Source organism: Mycolicibacterium lutetiense (assembly GCF_017876775.1).
GTDB classification, from domain to species: domain Bacteria; phylum Actinomycetota; class Actinomycetes; order Mycobacteriales; family Mycobacteriaceae; genus Mycobacterium; species Mycobacterium lutetiense.
The window spans coordinates 3,114,826-3,136,367 of record NZ_JAGIOP010000002.1; the positions used below are offsets into that span (position 1 = coordinate 3,114,826).

Below are 21,542 nucleotides of genomic sequence, written 5' to 3' on the forward strand. Positions count from 1 at the left end.
TAACTAACCGAGGGGCATACTTACCGGCATGTCTGCCGAGACCCCTGACACTTCTCTTCGCGCAAGCGGCTCATCGCCCGACATCAAACCCCGCAGCCGCGACGTCACCGACGGCCTGGAGAAGGCAGCGGCCCGCGGAATGCTCCGCGCGGTAGGAATGGGCGACGACGACTGGGTCAAGCCGCAGATCGGCGTCGGGTCGTCGTGGAACGAGATCACCCCGTGCAACATGTCGCTGCAGCGGTTGGCCCAGGACGTCAAGGCCGGTGTGCACGAGGCCGGCGGGTTCCCGCTGGAGTTCGGCACCATCTCGGTGTCCGACGGCATCTCCATGGGCCACGAGGGGATGCACTTCTCGCTGGTCTCCCGCGAGGTGATCGCCGACAGCGTCGAGACCGTGATGCAGGCCGAGCGCCTGGACGGCAGCGTGCTGCTGGCCGGTTGTGACAAGTCGATCCCCGGCATGCTGATGGCGGCCGCGCGGCTGGACCTGGCCAGCGTGTTCTTCTACAACGGCTCGATCATGCCGGGTATCGCCAAGCTCACCGACGGCACCGAGAAGGAAGTCACCATCATCGACGCCTTCGAGGCGGTCGGCGCGTGCGCGCGAGGGCTGATGTCACGTGCGGACGTCGACATCATCGAGCGCGCGATCTGCCCGGGCGAGGGTGCGTGTGGCGGCATGTACACCGCGAACACCATGGCGTCGGCGGCCGAGGCACTCGGAATGTCGTTGCCGGGCAGCGCATCTCCGTTGGCCGTGGACAAGCGTCGCGGCGAGTACGCCCGCAAGTCCGGCGAGGCCGTCGTGGAGATGCTGCGCCGCGGCATCACCGCGCGCGACATCCTGACCAAGGAAGCCTTCGAGAACGCGATCGCTGTCGTGATGGCGTTCGGCGGCTCGACCAACGCCGTCCTGCATCTGCTGGCGATCGCCCGCGAGGCCGAGGTGGAGCTGACCCTGGCCGACTTCACCCGCGTCGGCAACAAGGTGCCGCACCTGGCCGACGTGAAACCGTTCGGCCGCCACGTGATGAAGGACGTCGACGAGATCGGCGGCGTTCCGGTGGTCATGCGTGCGCTGCTGGACGCCGGCCTGCTGCACGGGGAGTGCCTGACCGTGACCGGTAAGACCATGGCCGAGAACCTGGCTCACATCGCGCCGCCGGACCCCGACGGCAAGGTGCTGCGGGCGATGAACAACCCGATCCACCCGACCGGCGGCATCACGATCCTGCACGGATCATTGGCTCCCGAGGGTGCCGTGGTGAAGTCCGCAGGGTTCGAGTCAGACGTGTTCGAGGGCACGGCAAGAGTTTTCGAGCGCGAGCGGGCTGCCCTGGATGCGTTGGAGGACGGCACCATCACCCACGGCGACGTCGTGGTGATCCGCTACGAGGGCCCCAAGGGCGGCCCGGGCATGCGCGAGATGCTGGCCATCACCGGCGCCATCAAGGGCGCCGGACTGGGCAAGGACGTCCTGCTGATGACCGACGGCCGGTTCTCCGGCGGGACGACGGGCCTGTGCGTCGGGCACATCGCTCCGGAGGCCGTCGACGGCGGGCCCATCGCGTTCGTCCGCGACGGTGACCGGATCCGCCTCAACGTGGCCGACGGAACGTTGGACATCCTCGTCGACGAGGCTGAGTTCGAGGCCCGCAAGGCCGGTTTCGAACCGCTGCCGCCGCGCTACAAGACCGGCGTGCTGGCCAAGTACACCAAGCTGGTCCAGTCTGCCGCCGTCGGCGCTGTCTGCAACTAGAGTCCCCCTGCATCGGTGGTACCGTGACGTCGGGCGTGCAGGAACGCCCGACGTCCGCTCGAAGAGGCCAAGCCTCCCTGCACACCGACTTGCCTTGTGACTGACCTCTTCTCAGCCCGATTCGCGGACGCGGGCGCTTGAGAGGAGGCCGTCATGGCCAGCCGTCTGCCGAGCAATCCCTCGATCGATCACCTCCGCGATGAGGCCCGCGCGTTGCAGCGCGCGAATCGCACCCCGCTGCACGACGCCCAATCGGCCGTCGCTCGCTCCTACGGATTCAGCAGCTGGCCCAGACTCGTGCACTACCTGCGAGATGCGGCCGAGCTCAGCATCGATCCCGGCGCGCTCGACGAGAACGCCCTCAAGACCGCCGACCGGTTCTGTTCATGGGCATCGTTGCGTTACAACGAAACCGATGCTCCGCCCCGGTGGCAAGCTGCCGCGGAGCTGCTCAGCACCGACCCGGATCTGGTCTACGAGCACATCTGGGCCGCTGCGTCGGCCGCGGATCCGGCGGCACTGGCGCGCCATCTGACCAACCGTCCGGCGCTCGCGAAGACCAGGGGCGGACCATTCGGCTGGGTGCCGCTGATGTACCTGTGTTATTCGCGGGTTCCGTTGGGCCGCACCGCCGACGACGTCCTCGCCACCGCAGCACTGCTGCTCGACGCCGGCGCCGATCCGAATGCCGGGTACCTCTGGTGCGGAATGTCGACGCCGTTCACGGTGCTGACCGGCGTGTTCGGCGAGGGTGAACAAGGGTCGCGCCGTCAGCCGCGGCATCCGTACGCACCCGAGCTGGCCACGCTGCTGTTGACGAGAGGCGCACACCCCGCCGACCAGCAGACGCTGTACAACCGGATGTTCCGGGCCGACGATTCACACCTGGACCTGCTGTTCGCCCACGGCGTGGCCGATGCCGGTCCGAATCCGTGGGAGCTGCGCCTCGGCGAAGCCATGGAATCCCGGGACGAGATGTGGAGGCGCCAGGTCACCTGGGCTGCCGAGCACGGGTTCACCGCGCGGCTCGATTTGTTGGCCCGACACGGAATCGACGTATCCGGAGTGGACGTGGTCACTCCGGTGTTCCCCGACGATCCGAATGCTTTCGATGACGAAGGCGCGACGGCCCTGCATCAGGCCGCCTGGTCGGGCGACCTCGAGCTGATTCGACGTCTCCTCGATGCCGGGGCCGACACGACCATCACCGACCGCAGATTCGGCTCGACCCCACTGGATTGGGCCGAGCATGCCTACCAGACCGAGGCCGCCGAACTCCTACGAGGATGAAATAGCCCGCACATTGCCGGGCCTGTGCTGCAGCGACGTACTGCGCGCGGCCTCAGGCTTCCGGAATTTCGATCCCGTACTTCTCACGGGTGATGTCCTCTGGCTCCGGTCCCCCACGCACACCGGTATCCAAGGCATCGATCGCGGCGAGTTGGTCGGCAGTGAGTGCGAAATCGAAAATATCGATGTTCTCTTGAATCCGTGACGGCGTCACCGATTTCGGGATCGCCTGGCGCCCCTGCTGCAGATGCCAGCGCAGCATCACCTGCGCGGGCGACTTGCCATGTGCGGCCGCGATCTCTCCGATCACCGGATCCTGCAGGGTGGAGCCGTGAGAGCCGCCGCGGTAGAACGTGATACCACCGATCGGTGACCAGGCCTGGTTGATGATGCCGAGCTGATCGTCGATGTCGAGCAGAACGGACTGCCGGAAGTAGGGGTGCACCTCGATCTGGTTGACCGCAGGCACCACCTCGGTCTCGGCCAGCAGCAGGTCGAGGTGGTTCGGCATGAAGTTGGAGACGCCGATCGCGCGCACGTTGCCGTCGGTGTACAGCTTCTCCAGCGCTCGGTACGCACCGACGGTCCGATCGAACTCGCCCGGCAGCGCCTGGTGCAGGATCAGCAGGTCGATCTTGTCGACGCCCAGCTTTCCGATCGCCTTGTCGAAGGCATGAAGCGTGGCGTCGTATCCGTAGTCAGTGATCCACACCTTGGTCTCGATGAAGACGTCGTCGCGGTCCAGGCCAACGCGACGGATCGCCTCACCGACCCCCCGCTCGTTGCCATACACCGCGGCGGTGTCGATGTGGCGGTAGCCGGTCTCCAATGCGACCTGGACCGCCTCCGCCGTCTCATCCGGCGGAGTTTGGTAGACGCCGAAGCCAAGAGCGGGCATGTTCACGCCGTTGTTCAGGGCAAAAGTGGGAACGCTCATGTTTGACCATCGCTTTCAAACTTGTCGGGCAGGCGGCGACCCACCTACCCCTTCGGACCACGCCGGATGATCGCGGCGAGTTGTTCACGTGAGCTGGCGCCCACCCGCTGACAGGCCCGGTACAGATGCCCTTCGACGCTGCGCACCGACATCACCAACCGCTCGGCGATCTGCTTGTTGCTCAGCCCCCCGACGACGAGTTCGACTATCTCGCGCTGCCTTCCGGTCAGCGGCTGTCCGGCCGGATTGCGCAACGCCGGGGTGCACAGCCCGCCGCATTCATCGGCGCTCTCCTGCGCCAACGCGGCCGCATACGCACTGCGCTTGCCCTGACCGTGGTGGCCGAACGCGACCGCGGCCTGCGCGAAGGCGTCAGTGGCGGTGGCCCGGTCTCCGAGGGCCCGGTATTCCTCGGCCGCAGTCAGTAATCCGGCGCCGTCATCGGCTGCCAGCGCCTCGATATGGCCGGCCACCGTCTCGGCCAGCGGAAGTTTCAGGCTCTCGGCGAGCTCCCGTGCGCGCACGGCGCCCGACGTGTCGCCCCACTGCGCGGCCGTCTGCAGACACAGCAGTTCATGCGTCGGCTGCTCACTCTGCGCGGCGTCGCGGCCCGCTGTGCGCACCAGATCGATGGCATCGGCCAGCGCACCACCGGCGGCAAGCGTCCACCCGGTGGCTACCGACATTGCGGTGTTCATGAATACGTAGTCGTCGGGCACCCGCTGCTCGGCCCGGGTCAGCGCCTCGGTTGCCGCTCCGGCCTGGCCCAGTTTGGCATACGCCTCGGCCAGGGAGAAGCAGCTGGCAACCCGCAAACCCGTTGTGATCTCGTGCGTTTCGGCACCGGCGTACGCCTCGTGCAGGTGTTTGACGGCGGCACCGAGATCGGCCCGAACCAGTTCGGCGTGGCCGAGGAGGTGAGCGAGGTTGGCGTACACCAGACCAGGCATGTCACGCGCCGATTCGTCCAGCCGCGCCGCCATGGCCGTGATGTCGTCGATACGGCCGGTCAGCCGGCAGGCACGGCCGTGAACTGCGCCGAGCCAGAACCGCATGGGCGAGGATTCGAACGACGAGGTCGCCCGCTCGATGGCCTGCTCTGCGATGTCGTTGATCTCGTCGACACGTCCGAGCGCACCAAGGGCCATCATCAGCGCGATCGAGGCCATCATCGCGTGCAGATCGGGGAGCCCACCCGAATCGAGGGCGGTCCTGGCTTTTTCCTCCGCACTCACACAATGTCCGACTACTGCCTCGACACAGGCCTGCATGGCCAGGCGTTCCATCCGCTGGTCTTCGGATTCGGTTGTGGTGGAAAGCTTCTCCAAGATCTCGGCGGCATCGCGCGGCCGGCTGAGCATCCAGGCCAGGTTGGCCGCCCGCACCGTCGCCCAGTGATGGTTGTCGGGACGTCCGTCGGCACTGATGTCGCGCAGGACGGCCTCGGCCTCCTCACCCCGGCTCAGCAGGATCAGTGTCATGGCCCGCATCGGCGCGGCCTCGGGTGCACCGCATTCGGCTGCGGCAGCGGCGAAGCGGTCGGCGGCATCAGGATCGAGCAGGACCGCGGCGCACCGAGCCGCGGTGAGAAACAGTTCCGGATCCGGTGGCAGGTCGGAGTGCAGCACCAGCAGTGCCCGGCGCACAGTCGCCCGCATATCCCCGTCGGCCTCCGACTCCAGCCGCCGCGCGAGCCGCCCCCGGATCCTCGACAGGTGCATCTCGCCCGCGGTGGCCCTACGCAATTCGCCGTACAGCGGATGCGCCAGCGTCGCCACCAGGCCACGCCCGGCGCGGTCGACCCTGACCAGATGCATCTGCTCGGCAGCCTCCAGGTCAGCAGATTCCACCAGGTCGGCCAGGACGTCGACACTCAGCGGCTCGCACTGCGAAAGCGTGTCGAGCACCAGTGCCATGCCGGGTTCGAGTCCACCGAGGCGGCGACCGACCATGTCGGTGATGCTCTGGGACACGGCGACATCGCCGTCCCACATCCACACCCCGGCGGACTTGCACATCCGCCCCGCGGCGATCTGGTCCTTGACCAGCTGCAGCAGGTACAGCGCGTTGCCTCCGGTCAGTTTCCAGAACCGGCGCGTGCTGCGACTGTCCACCGGGCCTGCGACCGCCGATTCGATCAGCGTGGCGGCCGCCGCGACGGACAGCGGCTCGAGGTCGATCCGGTCGAGCAGGCTGTCCTTCCACAGCGCGGTCACCGCGTCGGGTTCGGGTCCGCCGGAACGCGCGGTGACGACGAGGCGTACCCCCTGGGTCTGGGCCAGTTGGTGTACGACGTGCGCGGACAGCGCGTCGAGCAGGTGGGCGTCGTCGATGCCGATGACGACCTTGCCCATGCGTTGTTGGGCGACAAAGGAATCGATCACGCGCCGCACGTCCGGCAACGAGTCGCACATGCTCTGGCTGATCGACCCGGTGAAGGCCCCGAGCGGGATGGCCCGCGCGGATTCGGTTCCGACGAACCAGTTGGTCCGGTGTCCGGATGCCGCGGCGTGGCTGAGGGCCTCGCGGGCCAGCCGGGTCTTGCCGACGCCGGCAGTGCCGACGATCACCACACCGTGGTGGGTTCCCGACCCACCAAGGCAGCGACGGATCGTCGCCAGTTCGTCTTCCCGCCCCGCCAGCTTCATCTCAGCAGTTCGTACCCGCCATCGCCGTCATCGGAAGTCCTGCTATTTGCCCAGGATATGGCGTCAAACGCGCTGGCGGGGAGCAAATTGACGCATCGGCCGGTACCACCCATCCATCGCTTCCCCGAATACGCAGTGTGGGCGGGAGCAGATGCCCGCCAAGTAAGGTGTTCTCAATGCGGTGGCGCGGCAACGTCCGAACGGACGCCCCGACCGGCGCACCTCAGCAACTCGGCTGGTTCGCAACGCTCTTTGCGATGGCGTTGGTGTTCCACTACTCCGACAGCCAGCCCCTGGCGGTGTTGCCGGCATTGCTGGCCGCTCTGCCCGCCCTGATATTTCCCGGCTCGGTGGCGGCGGCCGGTCTGGCCGTGGCGGCCGGCGCCACGGTGGCGACGACGAACCTGCCTGCCGCCGCGAACCATCTGGTGCTGAACCTGCTGATCGCCGTCGCACTCGGTACCGCGGCATTGTGGGCACTGGCCACCCGGAACCGACCGGGCGAACCGGACAATTTCGTCGAACGCTGGCTGGATGCCGCACGGACCCCGATCGGCCTCGTGTTGCTCGTGGTCTACCTGTTCACGGTCTTCGACAAGTTGAACACGGCCTATTTCACGCCCGCGACCTCGTGCGGCGGTGAACTGTTCGGCCAGCTCATCTGGCTCAACGGCTTCGACGGTGTCACACCGGGCCCGGGCGTCGGCGAGTTCGTCGGCATCGCCGCGGTGGTGATCGAGGCCGCCATTCTCGGGTTGCTGGCGGTGCCGCGGCTACGTTTCTGGGGCGTGCTGCTCGGGGTGGGCTTTCACTCGATCCTGGCGATGGCCTCGTTCTACGACTTCGCCACGGTGGTGTTCGCGGTGTACGTACTGCTGGTCCCGACCGAGGTGTTCGTGGCCCTGGCGGCCCGCGCGTCGGCGCTGCGGGGAGTCGCGCTCACCGGTTTCGCGGCCCATGTACTGCTGAGCGTGGTGTCGAGTTCGGCCGACTCGCCGACGAGCCCGGTCGGCTTGCCCTGGCACACCCTGCTCGTGCTCACCTGGTTCGTCGCGGTGGTGCCGTTCATGGTCGCACTGCTGCGCGCGTACCACTCTGCGCAGGCAGCAGGGGTCCGTGCCCCGAACTGGAGTTTTCGCCCCTTCGTGCTGCTCCTCGCCCCGCTGCTGGCGTTCGCCAACGGGGCGACGCCGTATGTGGGGCTCAAGACCGTGTCGAACTACTCGATGTTCAGCAACCTGCATACCGAGGACGGCACTTCCAATCATCTGTTGCCCGGCGTCACCGCACTCCAACTGGCCGACTATCAGCGCGACACCGTCACGGTGGTCGGCATGGAGTTTCCACCCCAATCGGCCGACCTGACGCACCTTCGCCGACAGGTCCGCTGGATGTCGGAAGATCCCCCGGTCCGCATCCCCTGGCTCGAACTGCGGCGCAGCGTGATGTTGTGGCAGGACGCCGGCATCAGCGGTGTCCGGCTCGCCTATCTGCACGACGGACCGCCGCGCGTGGTGGACGATGCGACCAAAGATCCCGTGCTCGCGGCGCCACTGCCGTGGTGGCAACGGCATCTGCTCGCCTTCCGCGCGATCGACTCGGGTTGGGGCGCCGATATCTGCCGCTGGTGAGGTCCTACCCGCCGACGCTCGGACGAAGTGGGGCCCAACCGACCCCATTCGAGCAGTACGCTGCCACTGTGGCCAGGCGAGAGATCGGGCAAGGTCCGACTCGCTACGCCCATCAACACGACGCATTGGTCCGATTCGACAAGAGCGTGAGCTGAGATGACCGAAACGCAGATCGACGAGGCCCTCGAGGAGCTCGTCGAAGGTGAAAAGACCTGGGCTTCCCTGTCATTGGCGGCCCGTCGCGGACTGCTCGACGAGGTGCGCGCACTGACCGTGCGTCACGCCGCCGAATGGGTGGACGCCGCCGTCGGGATCAAACAACTCGACCCGTCCTCGCCGCTGGTCGGCGAGGAATGGATGTCGGGTCCGTACTCACTGGCGGCTGGCCTGGGCGCGCTGTCGGAGAGCCTGACCAAGCTCGAAGCGGGCCGCAGCCCGCTCGACGGCGCCGAGTTCGGTTACGCCCCCGGCGGCCGTACGACGGTAAAGGCCCTGCCGCTCAACACCTTCGATCAGCTGCTGCTGTCCGGGTTCAGTGCCGAGGTGTGGCTGCAACCCGGAATCGAGAAGGCCGAGGCTATCCGGTCGGCCGGTCTGGCCCAACGCGACCCGTCCCGCACCAACGGTGTCGGCGCGGTGCTGGGTGCGGGCAATATCTTCTCGATCGCCCCGCTGGACACCATCTACGAGCTGTACGCCAACAACCGGGTGGTGGCCCTCAAGCTCAACCCGATCACCGACCCACTGCTCCCCGTGCTGACCCAGGTGCTGGCTCCGTTCATCGCCGTCGGCGCGGTGCGCATCCTGACCGGTGGGGCCGAGGCCGGCGCATACCTGGTGCGGCACAAGCTCGTTGACCATGTGCACATGACCGGCAGCGCCCTGACCTACAACGCCATCGTATTCGGTACCGGGGAGGAGGGCGCCCGCCGTAAGGCCGCCGACGAGCCGGTGCTCGACAAGGAGATGACCGCCGAACTCGGCGGAGTGTCGCCGACGATCGTGCTGCCCGGCACCTGGAGCAAGGCCGACCTCGAGTTCCAGGCCAATCACGTTGCCACACAACGGTTGCACAACAATGGCTACAACTGCGTGGCCGCCCAGGTGGTCGTGCTGCCAAAGCGATGGGCGCAGCGCGACGAGTTCATCGCCGCCATCCGCAAGGCCGTCGACGACGCCCCGGCGCGGGGCGCCTACTACCCCGGTTCCGACGTCAGGGTCGCGAGCGCGGACACGTCGTATCCGGACGCACAGCACCTGGGCCCCGGCGGTGCCCGGGTCCTAGTGGTCGATCCGGCCGACCGCGAAGCGCTGTTGCGCACCGAATACTTCAGTCCGGTGCTCGGCGTGATCGAACTCGACGTCCCCGATGACCGATTCTTCGAGGAGGCCGTGCGCGTCGCCAACGACGAGTTCGTCGGCACCCTCGGGGTCAACATCATCGCCCACCCGAACACCCTCGCGAGCCTCGGCGACAAGTTCGACCACCTCATCGAGCAGCTGCGCTACGGCACCATCGCGATCAACGCCTGGACCGGAGTCGGCTACCTGACGGCGACCGCCACCTGGGGCGCCTTCCCCGGGCACAAACGCAACGACATCCAGAGCGGAACCGGCGTGGTACACAACGCTTTTCTGCTCGACCGTCCGGAACGCACCGTGGTCCGCGGCCCCTTCCGGCCCGCGCCCCGTTCAGTGTTCGGCGGCGAGTGGTCGCTGTCACCCAAGCCGCCGTGGTTCGTCAACAACCGCACCGCGGCGACGACGGGACGGCTGTTGGCGGACTTCGCCGGAGCACCCGGCTGGGGCAAGCTGCCCGCGATCTTCGCGTCGGCACTGCGGGGTTGAGTACGGGGTCAGCCGGCGACGACGGGCGTGACGGGCACGCGCAGTAACCGTTGCGCGCAGTCGAGCAGCACCCGGTGCAGTTCCTCGTCGGAGACGTCATTGAGGGCCGGGTCGGTGGCGCTGCCATAGATGCCTGCGGCGAGCACCGACATGCAGATCCGGTCGGCCGCGCCGGGCTCAGGGCCCAGGAGGATCCCGGTCAACCGCTCGATCGTGTCCTGGAGATCGGACCGACCCTGCACCAGTCCGTCGATGACGGGGTCGCCGTGGAACACCGCGGTGACCCGGCGGTGCCGCACGGCCATCTCGACCATGCCGCTGACGGCAGCCTCCCGCTGGGCCTCCGGCGTGGACATCGCTTCGGCAATCCGGACCAGGCGCACCATGTCGTCGAAGACCGGCTGGATGACCGCCAGCACGATCTCGTCCTTGGAATGGAACTGGTAGTAGACGGCCGCCTTGCTGACTCCGAGGCGGTCGGCGATCATCTGTAGCGACGTGCCGTTGACACCGTGCTCCGAGAACAGGCTCAGCGCCGCCTCCAACACCCGCTCGCGCGCAAAGCCACGCGGCGCAACAGCCTTCGCCACACCCGTCCCTTCGTCGCGCTGAGCGTACCGAACGCGGTCTAGATCACAGCGTCAATAGCCAAACTAACTTGATTGAAGTTAGCCGACTGTATAGGTTTCACTTTACATCCGGCAAGGAATCCTGCGGGGGAGGAGTGTTGATGCCACGTTCGTTCGTCTCCCATCCGATAGACCTCCTCGACCGTTTCAACACCTTTCTGATCACCGCTGCCGCATCCGGCATCGAACAGGTGGTGTTCCTGGCCTCCGACCTGGACCCGCGTCCCTATCAACTGCCCTGGCCGGCCGGAACCCGCGTATACGTCGTCGACCATCCCGCGATCCTCGACGTCAAGACCGACGCCATGGCCGACACCATACCCACGACTGCCGTGCGCGGCGTCCCCGCCGACATCAGCGGCAACTGGCCCGCCGCACTGTCCCGGGCGGGATTCGACGCCGACCGGAGCACCTTGTGGAGCGTGGAAGGCGTATTACCCTTCATTCCATCGGATGAGCAGCGTCGACTCATCCGCGACATCACCGTCCTGAGCGCACCGGGCAGCCGGCTGATCTCGGAAATTTCGGTCAGCCCGTTCCGGGACGACTCCGACGGGGACGTTGCCGCCGATGGCGACCTGCTCACCACATGGCAGTGGAGCTTCGCAGCTAGCCAGTACGTCACTGCGTACCTGACCTCCGAAAGGCCGACCAGCGAATATGAAGCTGTTGAGACGGTTCTGGATTCCGTTGATCATCATCGTGGTGGTGTTGGTCGGCGGATTCACAGTGATGCGGGTTCGCACGTTCTTCGGCGCCGGCGGCGGCGCCGGGATCTCCAGCGCCAAGGTCGATGACACCAAGCCCTTCGACCCCAAGGTCGTGGTCTACGAGATCTACGGCGTGCCCGGGGCGACGGCCGACGTGAACTACCTCGATCTCGACGCCCAGCCCCAGCGCATCGACGGGGTCACCCTGCCGTGGACGCTCCGTCTGGAGTCCACCGCGCCGTCGGTGTTCCCCAACATCGTCGCGCAGGGCAACGGCGACACCATCAGCTGCCGCATCACCGTCGATGACGAGCTCAAGGACGAGAGAACCTCCAACGGCGTGAACGCCCAGACCTTCTGCTTGGTGAAATCTGCATGAGCAATTACGACACCCCCACCGACTCGATCCCGGCCAGCGGTCCACAGCACGCCCAGCCCGCCACGCACGACGGGATCGCCAAGTGGATCCGGCGGCTGGCCATCCCGATCATCATCGGCTGGGTCGCTGTCATCGCTTTCCTCAACGTGATCGTTCCCCAGCTCGAAGAGGTGGGGAAGATGCGCTCGGTGTCCATGACACCGGACGACGCGCCGTCGATGATCGCGATGAAGCGTGTCGGCGAGGTGTTCCAGGAGTTCAAGTCCAACAGCTCGGTCATGGTCGTGCTCGAGGGCGACAAGCCGTTGGGCGACGAGGCGCACAAGTACTACGACGAGATCGTCGCCAAACTCGAGGCCGACAAGAAGCACATCGAGCACGTCCAGGATTTCTGGGGCGACCCGCTGACCGCCTCGGGCGCCCAGAGCTCCGACGGCTTGGCCGCCTACGTGCAGGTCTACACCGCCGGTAACCAGGGCGAGGCGCTGGCCAACGAATCGGTGGAAGCCACCGAACACATCGTCCAGAGCGTCACGGCGCCCCCCGGCATCAAGGCCTATGTGACCGGTCCCGCGGCGATGGCCGCCGATCAGGAGATCGCCGGTAACCGCAGCCTCGAGATGATCACCGCCCTGACGTTCGTGGTCATCATCATCATGTTGCTCACCGTCTACCGCTCCGTCGTGACGGTGCTCCTCACGCTGGTGACGGTGATGCTGTCGTTGTCGGCCGCCCGCGGTCTGGTCGCCTTCCTGGGCTACTACAACATCATCGGGCTCTCGACGTTCGCCACCAACCTGTTGGTGATGCTGGCCATCGCCGCCTCGACGGACTACGCGATCTTCCTGATAGGCCGATATCAAGAGGCCCGAAGCGTCGGCGAAGACCGAGAACAGGCCTACTACACCATGTTTCGCGGGACCGCCCACGTCATCCTGGGTTCGGGCCTGACCATCGCCGGCGCCACGTTCTGCCTGCACTTCACGCGCCTGCCCTACTTTCAGTCGCTCGGTATCCCCCTGGCCATCGGCATGGTCACGGTGGTGCTCGTCGCGCTCACCCTCGGTTCGGCCATCATCTCGGTGGCCACCAGGTTCGGCAAGACGCTGGAACCCAAGCGGGCCATGCGCACCCGCGGCTGGCGCAAGATCGGTGCCGCCGTGGTGCGGTGGCCCGGGCCCATCCTGATCGCGACCATCGCGCTGGCACTGATCGGTCTGCTCGCCTTGCCGGGCTACCGGACCAACTACAACGACCGCGAGTACCTCCCGGCGGACCTGCCGGCCAACACCGGTTACGCCGCATCCGACCGCCACTTCTCCCCGGCCCGGATGAACCCCGAGTTGCTGCTCATCGAAAGCGATCACGATCTGCGCAACTCGGCGGACTTCCTGGTGATCGAGCGGATCGCCAAACGCATCGTCGGCGTGCCGGGTGTCTCCCGGGTCCAGGCCATCACCCGCCCGCAGGGAACGCCGATCGAGCACACCTCGATCCCGTTCAACATCAGCATGCAGGGCACGACCCAGACGATGAATCAGAAGTACATGCAGGACCGGATGGCCGACATGCTCAAGCAGGCCGACGAAATGCAGATCACCGTCGACACGATGACCCAGATGATCGCGCTCATGGAACAGATGCGCGGCGTGATGAACAGCATGGTCGGCAAGATGCACGGAATGGTCGACGACATCAAGGAACTGCGCGACCACATCTCGGATTTCGACGACTTCTTCCGCCCGATCCGCAACTACCTGTACTGGGAACCGCACTGCTACGACATCCCGATGTGCTGGTCGATCCGGTCGGTGTTCGACACCCTTGACGGCGTCGACACCATGACAGCGGATTTCGAGCAGATCGTCCCTGACATGGACAAGATGAACGCGCTGCTCCCGCTGATGATCGCGAACATGCAGCCGATGATCACGACCATGCAGACGATGAAGACGATGATGCTGACCATGCAGGCCACCCAGGGCGGCATGCAGGATCAGATGGCGGCCATGCAGGAGAATTCCACCGCCATGGGTCAGGCCTTCGACACCGCCAAGAACGACGACTCGTTCTATCTGCCGCCGGAAACCTTCGAGAACCCGGACTTCAAGCGGGGCATGAAGATGTTCCTGTCCCCCGACGGACACGCGGTGCGTTTCATCATCAGCCATGAGGGCGATCCGATGAGTCCCGAAGGGGTCGCTCACGTCGACCCCATCAAGCTGGCCGCCAAGGAAGCCATCAAGGGCACCCCGCTGGAGGGCTCCAAGATCTATCTCGCCGGCACCGCGGCCATGTTCAAGGACATGCAGGAAGGCGCCAACTACGACCTGTTAATCGCCGGAATCGCCTCGCTGTGCCTGATTTTCATCATCATGTTGATCCTCACCCGAAGCGTGGTCGCCGCCGCGGTCATCGTCGGCACCGTACTGCTGTCCCTCGGCGCATCATTCGGCCTGTCGGTCCTCATCTGGCAGCACCTGATCGGGCTCGAGCTGCACTGGATGGTGCTGGCCATGTCGGTGATCATCCTGTTGGCCGTGGGTGCGGACTACAACCTGCTACTGGTCGCCAGGTTCAAAGAAGAGATACATGCCGGCCTGAACACCGGCATCATCCGCGCCATGGGCGGTACCGGCTCGGTGGTCACCTCGGCGGGCCTGGTGTTCGCCTTCACCATGATGTCGATGGCGATCAGCGAACTGGCCGTGATCGGCCAGGTCGGCACCACCATCGGCCTGGGTCTGCTCTTCGACACCCTGGTCATCCGGTCCTTCATGACCCCGTCGATCGCCGCGCTGATGGGCAAGTGGTTCTGGTGGCCGCAGATGGTGCGTCAGCGGCCCAAGCCCGAGCCGTGGCCGCAGCCGCTCCAGCGGGAACCGCAGGACTCGCTGGCTTAACTCCTCACCGCGAGCGTGCGTGTCTGCTGGTCGACACGCACGCTCGTGGCGTTTGAGGGGGCGGTGAGAGCGGGTTACCTGACGAGCGCGACGGCGAAACCGTCCCAGCCCTTGGTGCCCACGGTTTGAATGGCCGCGGTGTCCAACCGCGGATGGGCGCCCATCATCTCCAGCATGTCCCGCACGGCCTGCGCCTGTGCGTCGTCGGCCGCCGGTGCGAGTACCCGGCCGGACCGGGTCACGTTGTCCACCACAATGATCGAGCCCGGCCGGCCCAGTCGGATCGCCCACTCGACGTAGCGGACGTTGTTCTCCTTGTCGGCGTCGATGAAGGCCAGATCGAATACGTCACCGCGTTCGGCCAGCCGCGGCAGCGTGTCGAGTGCGGTGCCGACGATCACCTCGACCCGGTCGGCGACGCCGGCCCGCGCCAGATTGGCCTGCGCCACCTCGGCATGACGGGGCTCGCACTCGAGCGTGACGACGCTGCCGTCCGGCCCCACACCGCGGGCCAGGTTGATCGTGCTGTAGCCGGCCAACGTGCCGATCTCCAGCACCCGACGCGCCCCGGAGATCGTCGTGAGCAGCGACAGCAGTTTGCCGTGCTGAGCGGACACCTCGATGGCCGGCATGTCGGCGTCGTGTGCGGATAGACGCGCCGCGACCAGCGCCTCGTCCTCGGTGCGCAGCACCTCGTTGAACATGGCATCGACGTCGCGGGCTTCGGTCATGTGCGCCAGGCTAGAGGACGCCTTCCTTGGCGTACACCATCCGCAGCACCAGCCCCACTTCCGGCCCCATGATCGTCGCGCACAGTTCGCAGTAGGTGGCGACGAAATGCGGCCCATGGGGCGGGTCCGCATGGCTCACATGGTGGGCAAGTTCGTGAAGTACCACCAACTCCCGCAATGCCCAGGTGTGGCGCTCGGGGACGGCGATGACGGCCTTGCCGTCGACCAGCTCGTAGTGCGCAGCGGTCACCCCTCGACGTCGACGCACGGCTACCGGATCGGCACCGACCCGGGCGATGACGTCGTCGACGTAGCGCTGCACCGAATCCACCGACCCGAATTTCGCCTCCGGCGGCAGGGTGAGCGACGTACCGAAAAAGTCGATGGCACGCGAACTGTGTTGGGCCGCACGGTCGAACATGGTGCGTACGAACTGTTCGGCGGCGTAGACCCTGGCCCGCTGGGCATCCTTGGCGCTCACTGATCCAGGGCGCCGCGAGGGCCGGAGATTTCCTGGTTCGCCCCGAGCCGGGCATGGCGACCGGCGCGGTCCCCGGCGCGGCGAGCGGCCGACGAGTACCCGGCCGAGGCGTTCGTGGCCCGCCAGGTCCCGCGGGCCTGCGACGCCGTCCGGTAGAAGCTGCGCAGCTCGATATCTTTGTCCCGCAATGCGATAGCGGTGCCCGGCCGGCCCACCTCGTCGGCCTCACGTTGAGCCTCATCACGAGCCTGGGTCAGACGCTGGCCGATCCGGGCGCCGAAGGCCAACTGGAAGTTGAGCCGGGCGGTGATCGTCGGGGTCGGACGATGCGCGCCCGAGGCGATGTAGGCCTCCGACGCCTTGACCATCTGCACCAGCAGGCTGGTGTAGAGGGCATGGGTGGCGTCGATGTCCTCGGCGAACCCGTAGGCGTAGACGAAGGTCGAGTTGGACGCCACATCACATTTCACGTCGTTGGCCATCCCGATGACCACGAACAGCTGCACATAGGTGCGCAGCCCCTTGGTCCCGGCCGCGCCGATGGTGATGGTGCGTTGCAGAGGCATCTGCGCCTTGGTGCGCTCGGCCGAATGCGCGCGGGCCAACGCCAGGTCGATCGAGGTGGCCGTGGCCAGCCGTTGCGCGGCGGCCATGAATGCCTCGGCCTCGTGGAGGTTGTCGGTGCCCTCCGCCTGACGCAGCAGTGCGGCGATACGCGCCAGCATCTTGTCGTCGGTCATGGCGCAATCCTAGAAATCCACTCTGACATCATTTCGCGGCGAAGCTCCCGACCGCGTCCACCACCTGGGGTGACAGTGGTCCGGGCTTGCCGTAGTCGGCGATGTTGTCGGTGGGATCGTCACGCAACACGTGGTTGACGCCCTTGAGCTCGACCACCGTGAGTGCGGTGTGCTTGAGTGCGCCCATCAGGGGGCGTTCGGTGTCGCAGCTGGCCTGGGCGTCGGAGTCCGAGCACGTGAGCAGCACCGGCATACCGTCGGGCAGCGCAGCGGCCAGCTCCAGCGGGTCGATCTTGTCGGCCGCGACGATGGCGTTGAGGTTGTTCTTGTTGACGATCGCGCTCAGGCCCTCGGGGAGATCGGCGGGCACGGTCCCCTTGGTGCGGATCTCGTCCACCGCGGCCACCCAGGCGGTCAGCACCTCGGGGGTGGCCCCGGCACGTACCCGATTGGTGATGATGTCCAGGTAGCGGCCGGACAGCGGTTGAAACAGGGCCAGCGATCCGACCTTCGGATCAGCGGCACCACCCAGCGTCATAGCGTGGATGGCGCCCTCGCCCACCGCGTAGATCGACAGCTTGGCCGCGTCGGTGTCGGGCTGCGCGGCCAGGAAACGCAGTGCGGCGGCGGCGCCGGCGGTGTAGACGCCGCTGACCACCTCGGTGGGTTTCTTCTCGAAGGGACCGAGCTTGGTGGCGCCGGTGCCGATCTTGTCGTAGCGCAGGGTGGCGACACCCTTGTCCGACAACGTTTCTGCGAGCTGGCGCATGTTGCCTATCGGGCCGACGACCTTGTTGTCGCCGTTACGGTCGGTGGGTCCGCTCTCCGAGATCAGCAGTGCAGCCGGCCCCGACACGCCGTTGGTCCGGTAGGTGCCGTGGATGGTGAGACCATCGGCGTCGAACGTGACGTCGGTATCGGTCCACGTGGGTTGCCGAGCCTCCTCCGACTCCTCGACCCCGCAACCAGCCACCAGCAGCACCGAAAGCAGTGCTGCTACAAGCCTTCTCACAGGTGAGTCTCGATCCAGGCCGTCACGTCGTCGAGGACCAGCTCCTTTTCGGGCTCGTTGAACACCTCGTGGAACAGACCGGGGTAAACCTTGAGGTGTACATCTTCGGAGGCCACACATTCGACCAGGCGGTGGCTGCCCTCGACGGGCACCAGGCTGTCCTTCTCACCGTGCACCACCAGCAGCGGCGCGGTCAGGGCCGAAGCCCGCTGCGGCATGGTCTCCCCCACGATGATCAGCGCCCGGGCGATGCCTGCGGGGACCTTGCCGTGCCACACCAACGGATCGGCGTTGTAGGCCGCGACCACCTCGGGGTCACGGGACACCGCATTGGCGTCGAGGTTCTCCACCGGCAGCGCGGGCGCAATCTTGCCGAGCGCCTTGGCCACGACCGCCAGTACTGAGGACACCGATGCCTGGGCGGCGACCGCCGGACCGGACAGAACCATCGCGGAGTACTCGTCGGGATATTCGACGCCGTAGGTGAACACGATGCCGCCGCCCATGCTGTGCCCCAGCACGAGGCGTGGGAGCTGCGGGTACTCGGCGGAGGCGATGCCGACCAGCGTGTGGAAGTCGCCGACGTACTCGGACATGTCACGCAGGTACACCCGCTTGCCGCCGGAGCGGCCGTGACCGCGGTGGTCCAGGGCATACACGACCAGCCCCGCCTGCCCGAACCGCTGCGCGACGTGGTGGTACCGCCCGGCGTGTTCGCCCAGGCCGTGGGACAGGACGACGACGCCACGCGGCGCGATGTCGGGCGTCCATACGTCGTAGACGATGCGGACCCCGTCGACGCCGTCAAAGGTCTGCTCACTGCGCGTGCTGGTCACCCTGGCGAGCGTAGCCGCACTGGTCGGACATTATCCGGTCGTAGTTGTCGGTGCTGCTGCGTAAGCTCGCGAATGTGACGGTCCTTGCTCACCGCCTCGAAGATGACAATCCGGCCGATGCATTCCTGGCCGACGCCCAGCGCTACCGCCGCGAGCTGCTGGCCCACTGCTATCGGATGACCGGCTCGTTGCACGATGCCGAGGATCTGGTGCAGGAAACCTACCTGCGCGCCTGGAAGGCGTACGGAGGTTTCGAGGGCAAGTCCTCGGTGCGCACCTGGCTGTATCGCATCGCCACCAATACGTGCCTGACAGCGTTGGATGGCAGGCAACGCCGGCCGCTGCCGTCCGGCCTGGGCAATCCGAGTTCCTCGCCCACCGATGAGATCTCCGAACACCACGAGATCCCGTGGCTGCAGCCGCTCCCCGATTCCACCGACGACCCGGCGGATCCCAGCACGATCGTGGGGACGCGTGATTCGGTGCGGCTGGCATTCGTCGCCGCGCTGCAACACCTGTCGGCCCGCCAACGCGCGGTGCTGGTGATGCGCGAGGTACTGCAGTGGAAGGCCTCCGAAGTGGGTGAGGCGATCGGAACCTCGACGGCGGCAGTCAACAGCCTGCTGCAGCGCGCCCGAGCCCAGCTCAACGCGGTGGGCCCCAGTCAGGATGATGCGATCGACCCGCCCGACTCCCCGCACGCACAGAAGCTGCTGCGCAATTACATGGCCGCCTTCGAGGCCTACGACATCGACACGCTGGTCGAGTTGTTCACCGCCGAGGCGATCTGGGAGATGCCGCCGTTCGATACCTGGTATCAGGGGCCGCAGGCCATCGGCGACCTGTCCCGCTACAAGTGCCCCGCCGAGAAGCCCGGGGACATGCGGTTCGTCGCAACGAGCGCCAATGGTCAGCCCGCCGCAGCGATGTACCTGCTCAATCCCGGGACAGGCCGGCACGACGCCTTTCAGCTCCATGTCCTCGACATCGGCAAGGACGGCATCTCGCGTGTGGTGGCGTTCATGGAGCCCTCGTTGTTCGAGAAGTTCGGGCTGCCGGCATCACTCTGACGCGCCTTGGGCGATATCCCCGCGGCTACGAACCGTTGTAAGCCGCCTGCAGTGCGGCGATGTTGAACTTGCCGAAGGTCTTCAGCACCGCCGACATCAACCGGCCGTTGGCCGCGTCATCGCCTTTGGCCAGCAGGTCGAAATAGTCGGTCGGGGTGATCTGCCAGGACAGCCCGTACTTGTCCTTGAGCCAGCCGCAGGGCTGTTCCTCCCCGCCCTCGACGAGTGCCGCCCAGATCTGATCGAGCTGCTCCTGGCCGTCGACGCGTACTTCCAGGGAGACGGCCTCGGTGAAGTGGAAGTGCGGGCCCCCATTGATGCCGACGAAGCGCTGCCCGGAGAGCTCGAACTCGACCACCACCGGCACATCCTGCGGAGACGGCGAATCCGGGTGCGAGGCGACGGTGTTGAGGACGCGGCCGTTGCCGCCGAACGCGGCGATGTAGTGCTGCGCGGCCTGCTCAGCCTCGCGGTCGAACCAGAGGTTGGGGACGATGCTTGCGCTGATGTGCGGTTTGTTCTGGGTCATGTGAGGTAGACCCGCCGCGGTCGTAGTTCTCATCGCCGAGTGGCCACTTGACGCACACAAATCCGCCCGACCCGTGCAATAACTGGCCATTCGGCGCTACCGAGTGGCCACAACGGCCCCAACGCGCCACCCGACAACGAAACGAAGCAAGAAAACTACCAGGTCAGAGGGTGGTTACCTCTCAGTATTGCAACCTGTTCTACTATTGCCTTCCATGAAGACCAAAGGCGCCCTGCTGTGGGAACTCAACTCGCCATTCCAGGTCGACGAGATCGACCTCGACGATCCCGTCGCGGACGAAGTGCAGATCCAGATGCATGCCGCGGGCATGTGCCACTCGGACTACCACCTGACCACCGGTGCCACCCCGATGGCGCTGCCTGCGCTCGGCGGCCACGAGGGCGCCGGCGTCGTCACCAAGGTCGGCAAGAACGTCACCGGCATCGAAGAGGGCGATCACGTCATCCTCGCCTTCATCCCGGCCTGTGGCGGCTGCCCGCCGTGTCTGAAGGGCTTCCGCTCGCTGTGCGACCGCGGGGCGGTCCTGCTCGGCGGCAAGGCAATCGCCGACGGCAGAAGCTGGATCCACGCCGGTGGCCGTGAGGTGTCGCCGATGAACCTGCTCGGCACCTTCGCGCCATACATGACCGTGCACAAGGATTCGGTCGTCAAGATCGACAAGGACATCCCGTTCGAAACCGCGGCCATCATGGGCTGCGCGGTGCCGACGGGCTTCGGTTCGGCCACCAACGTCGCCGACGTCAAGCCCGGCGAGACCGTCATCATCGTCGGTGTCGGCGGCATCGGCATGAGCGCGCTGCAGGGTGCGGTGATCTCGGGCGCCAAGCAGGTCATCGCGATCGACCCGAACGAGTGGAAGCGCGAGCAGGCCATCAAGTTCGGCGCCACCCACGTCTACCCGTCGATGGCCGAGGCCATCATGCCGGTCATGGAGACCACGTACGGCCTGATGGGCGACAAGGTCATCATCGCTGTGGGCGACATGAAGGGCGAGTACATCGAAGAGGCGATGATCCTCACCGCCAAGACCGGCACCTGCGTGGTGACGGGCATGGGTTCGATGATGGACGCCGACGTCAAGCTCAACCTGTTCCTGTTCACCATGTTGCAGAAGACGTTGAAGGGCAACATCTTCGGTGGTGGTAACTCGCACGTCGAGACTCCTCGCCTGACGGCTCTGTACAAGTCGGGCCTGCTCAATATCGACGATATGATCACGCGGACCTACAAGCTCGAGGACATCAACCAGGGCTACCAGGACATGCTGGACGGCAACAACATTCGCGGCGTCATCACGTTCGACGAGTCGGACTGGTAGTTCCGCACTACTGAGCAGACAGAGAATCGCACTTTTCCCTTGGGAAAAGTGCGATTCTCTGTCTGGT

The 21,542-nt window shown here is 66.2% G+C and carries 18 protein-coding genes; 9 read left to right on the forward strand and 9 right to left on the reverse strand.

Translation table 11 applies throughout. The annotated features are described in order from the left end of the window. Positions 1-28: 28 nt before the first annotated feature. Both ilvD and JOF57_RS24250 read left to right on the forward strand, forming a co-directional pair. Complete coding sequence (ilvD, locus tag JOF57_RS24245; RefSeq protein WP_209921086.1) at positions 29-1,762, forward strand: dihydroxy-acid dehydratase; 1,734 nt, start codon at positions 29-31, stop codon at positions 1,760-1,762. 153 nt (positions 1,763-1,915) lie between these two features. Beyond that, the gene (locus tag JOF57_RS24250) at positions 1,916-3,052 is read left to right on the forward strand and encodes an ankyrin repeat domain-containing protein (RefSeq protein ID WP_209921089.1); all 1,137 of its coding nucleotides are present in this window, start codon (positions 1,916-1,918) and stop codon (positions 3,050-3,052) included. A gap of 52 nt (positions 3,053-3,104) precedes the next feature. On the opposite strand, the gene JOF57_RS24255 is transcribed toward JOF57_RS24250, so the two are convergent. Both JOF57_RS24255 and JOF57_RS24260 read right to left on the reverse strand, forming a co-directional pair. Next, entirely contained in the window at positions 3,105-3,989 is an 885-nt protein-coding gene (locus JOF57_RS24255; RefSeq protein WP_209921092.1) for an aldo/keto reductase, read from the reverse strand. 44 nt (positions 3,990-4,033) lie between these two features. Continuing rightward, complete coding sequence (locus JOF57_RS24260) at positions 4,034-6,637, reverse strand: LuxR C-terminal-related transcriptional regulator (protein WP_209921096.1); 2,604 nt, start codon at positions 6,635-6,637, stop codon at positions 4,034-4,036. A gap of 176 nt (positions 6,638-6,813) precedes the next feature. Between JOF57_RS24260 and JOF57_RS24265 the strand changes: the two genes are divergently transcribed. Beyond that, positions 6,814-8,268, forward strand: coding sequence for a hypothetical protein (locus JOF57_RS24265; RefSeq protein ID WP_209921098.1), 1,455 nt, complete (start codon positions 6,814-6,816; stop codon positions 8,266-8,268). Between the two features lie 156 nt (positions 8,269-8,424). Further along, positions 8,425-10,116: an aldehyde dehydrogenase family protein gene (locus JOF57_RS24270; RefSeq protein ID WP_209921101.1), complete on the forward strand. Its 1,692-nt coding sequence runs from the start codon at positions 8,425-8,427 to the stop codon at positions 10,114-10,116. Between the two features lie 8 nt (positions 10,117-10,124). Here the strand turns inward: JOF57_RS24270 and JOF57_RS24275 are convergent, their stop codons facing one another. Further along, positions 10,125-10,706: a TetR/AcrR family transcriptional regulator gene (locus tag JOF57_RS24275; RefSeq protein ID WP_209921105.1), complete on the reverse strand. Its 582-nt coding sequence runs from the start codon at positions 10,704-10,706 to the stop codon at positions 10,125-10,127. Between the two features lie 140 nt (positions 10,707-10,846). Here JOF57_RS24275 and JOF57_RS31070 point away from each other — a divergent pair, with 140 nt between their 5' ends. From JOF57_RS31070 to JOF57_RS24285, 3 genes are read left to right on the forward strand one after another with little or no spacing between them, the layout of a single operon-like run. Beyond that, complete coding sequence (locus JOF57_RS31070) at positions 10,847-11,542, forward strand: class I SAM-dependent methyltransferase (RefSeq protein WP_234938236.1); 696 nt, start codon at positions 10,847-10,849, stop codon at positions 11,540-11,542. Beyond that, on the forward strand, positions 11,454-11,834 hold the full coding sequence (locus JOF57_RS24280) for an MmpS family transport accessory protein (RefSeq protein WP_307870094.1): 381 nt from the start codon (positions 11,454-11,456) through the stop codon (positions 11,832-11,834). Before JOF57_RS31070 ends, JOF57_RS24280 begins: the two co-directional genes overlap by 89 nt. After that, on the forward strand, positions 11,831-14,737 hold the full coding sequence (locus JOF57_RS24285) for an MMPL/RND family transporter (protein WP_209921111.1): 2,907 nt from the start codon (positions 11,831-11,833) through the stop codon (positions 14,735-14,737). The genes JOF57_RS24280 and JOF57_RS24285 overlap by 4 nt, the downstream gene beginning before the upstream one ends. Before the next feature lie 74 nt (positions 14,738-14,811). Here the strand turns inward: JOF57_RS24285 and JOF57_RS24290 are convergent, their stop codons facing one another. Genes JOF57_RS24290 through JOF57_RS24310 form a run of 5 tightly spaced genes read right to left on the reverse strand, consistent with a single transcriptional unit; the run spans position 14,812 to position 18,537 of the window. Next, positions 14,812-15,468, reverse strand: coding sequence for an O-methyltransferase (locus JOF57_RS24290; RefSeq protein ID WP_209921115.1), 657 nt, complete (start codon positions 15,466-15,468; stop codon positions 14,812-14,814). Positions 15,469-15,478: 10 nt separating this feature from the next. After that, on the reverse strand, positions 15,479-15,949 hold the full coding sequence (locus JOF57_RS24295; protein WP_209921118.1) for a TIGR04338 family metallohydrolase: 471 nt from the start codon (positions 15,947-15,949) through the stop codon (positions 15,479-15,481). Further along, the gene (locus tag JOF57_RS24300) at positions 15,946-16,689 is read right to left on the reverse strand and encodes a DUF2786 domain-containing protein (protein ID WP_209921120.1); all 744 of its coding nucleotides are present in this window, start codon (positions 16,687-16,689) and stop codon (positions 15,946-15,948) included. Before JOF57_RS24300 ends, JOF57_RS24295 begins: the two co-directional genes overlap by 4 nt. A 28-nt stretch (positions 16,690-16,717) precedes the next feature. Then, positions 16,718-17,701, reverse strand: coding sequence for a hypothetical protein (locus JOF57_RS24305; RefSeq protein ID WP_209921123.1), 984 nt, complete (start codon positions 17,699-17,701; stop codon positions 16,718-16,720). Continuing rightward, entirely contained in the window at positions 17,698-18,537 is an 840-nt protein-coding gene (locus JOF57_RS24310) for an alpha/beta hydrolase (protein ID WP_209921125.1), read from the reverse strand. The genes JOF57_RS24305 and JOF57_RS24310 overlap by 4 nt, the downstream gene beginning before the upstream one ends. A gap of 44 nt (positions 18,538-18,581) precedes the next feature. Here JOF57_RS24310 and JOF57_RS24315 point away from each other — a divergent pair, with 44 nt between their 5' ends. Continuing rightward, on the forward strand, positions 18,582-19,607 hold the full coding sequence (locus JOF57_RS24315) for a sigma-70 family RNA polymerase sigma factor (protein ID WP_209921127.1): 1,026 nt from the start codon (positions 18,582-18,584) through the stop codon (positions 19,605-19,607). Between the two features lie 25 nt (positions 19,608-19,632). Here the strand turns inward: JOF57_RS24315 and JOF57_RS24320 are convergent, their stop codons facing one another. Further along, positions 19,633-20,136 carry a VOC family protein gene (locus JOF57_RS24320; RefSeq protein ID WP_209921130.1) on the reverse strand — a complete coding sequence of 168 codons (504 nt, stop codon included), beginning with the start codon at positions 20,134-20,136 and terminating at the stop codon, positions 19,633-19,635. A gap of 214 nt (positions 20,137-20,350) precedes the next feature. On the opposite strand from JOF57_RS24320, the gene JOF57_RS24325 reads away from it, so the two are divergent. After that, a complete protein-coding gene (locus tag JOF57_RS24325; protein ID WP_209921143.1) occupies positions 20,351-21,475 on the forward strand; it encodes an NDMA-dependent alcohol dehydrogenase in 1,125 nt (374 codons plus the stop codon). The last annotated feature ends 67 nt before the right edge of the window (positions 21,476-21,542 follow it).

Excerpts from the sequence above, each read along its gene's own strand:
- JOF57_RS24325 (WP_209921143.1), top strand. The coding sequence starts at position 20,351 with ATGAAGACCAAAGGCGCCCTGCTGTGGGAACTCAACTCGCCATTCCAG.
- ilvD (WP_209921086.1), top strand. The coding sequence starts at position 29 with ATGTCTGCCGAGACCCCTGACACTTCTCTTCGCGCAAGCGGCTCATCG.
- JOF57_RS24300 (WP_209921120.1), bottom strand. The coding sequence starts at position 16,689 with ATGACCGACGACAAGATGCTGGCGCGTATCGCCGCACTGCTGCGTCAG.
- JOF57_RS24255 (WP_209921092.1), bottom strand. The coding sequence starts at position 3,989 with ATGAGCGTTCCCACTTTTGCCCTGAACAACGGCGTGAACATGCCCGCT.
- JOF57_RS31070 (WP_234938236.1), top strand. The coding sequence starts at position 10,847 with ATGCCACGTTCGTTCGTCTCCCATCCGATAGACCTCCTCGACCGTTTC.
- JOF57_RS24290 (WP_209921115.1), bottom strand. The coding sequence starts at position 15,468 with ATGACCGAAGCCCGCGACGTCGATGCCATGTTCAACGAGGTGCTGCGC.
- JOF57_RS24260 (WP_209921096.1), bottom strand. The coding sequence starts at position 6,637 with ATGAAGCTGGCGGGGCGGGAAGACGAACTGGCGACGATCCGTCGCTGC.
- JOF57_RS24285 (WP_209921111.1), top strand. The coding sequence starts at position 11,831 with ATGAGCAATTACGACACCCCCACCGACTCGATCCCGGCCAGCGGTCCA.
- JOF57_RS24320 (WP_209921130.1), bottom strand. The coding sequence starts at position 20,136 with ATGACCCAGAACAAACCGCACATCAGCGCAAGCATCGTCCCCAACCTC.
- JOF57_RS24265 (WP_209921098.1), top strand. The coding sequence starts at position 6,814 with ATGCGGTGGCGCGGCAACGTCCGAACGGACGCCCCGACCGGCGCACCT.
- JOF57_RS24250 (WP_209921089.1), top strand. The coding sequence starts at position 1,916 with ATGGCCAGCCGTCTGCCGAGCAATCCCTCGATCGATCACCTCCGCGAT.
- JOF57_RS24270 (WP_209921101.1), top strand. The coding sequence starts at position 8,425 with ATGACCGAAACGCAGATCGACGAGGCCCTCGAGGAGCTCGTCGAAGGT.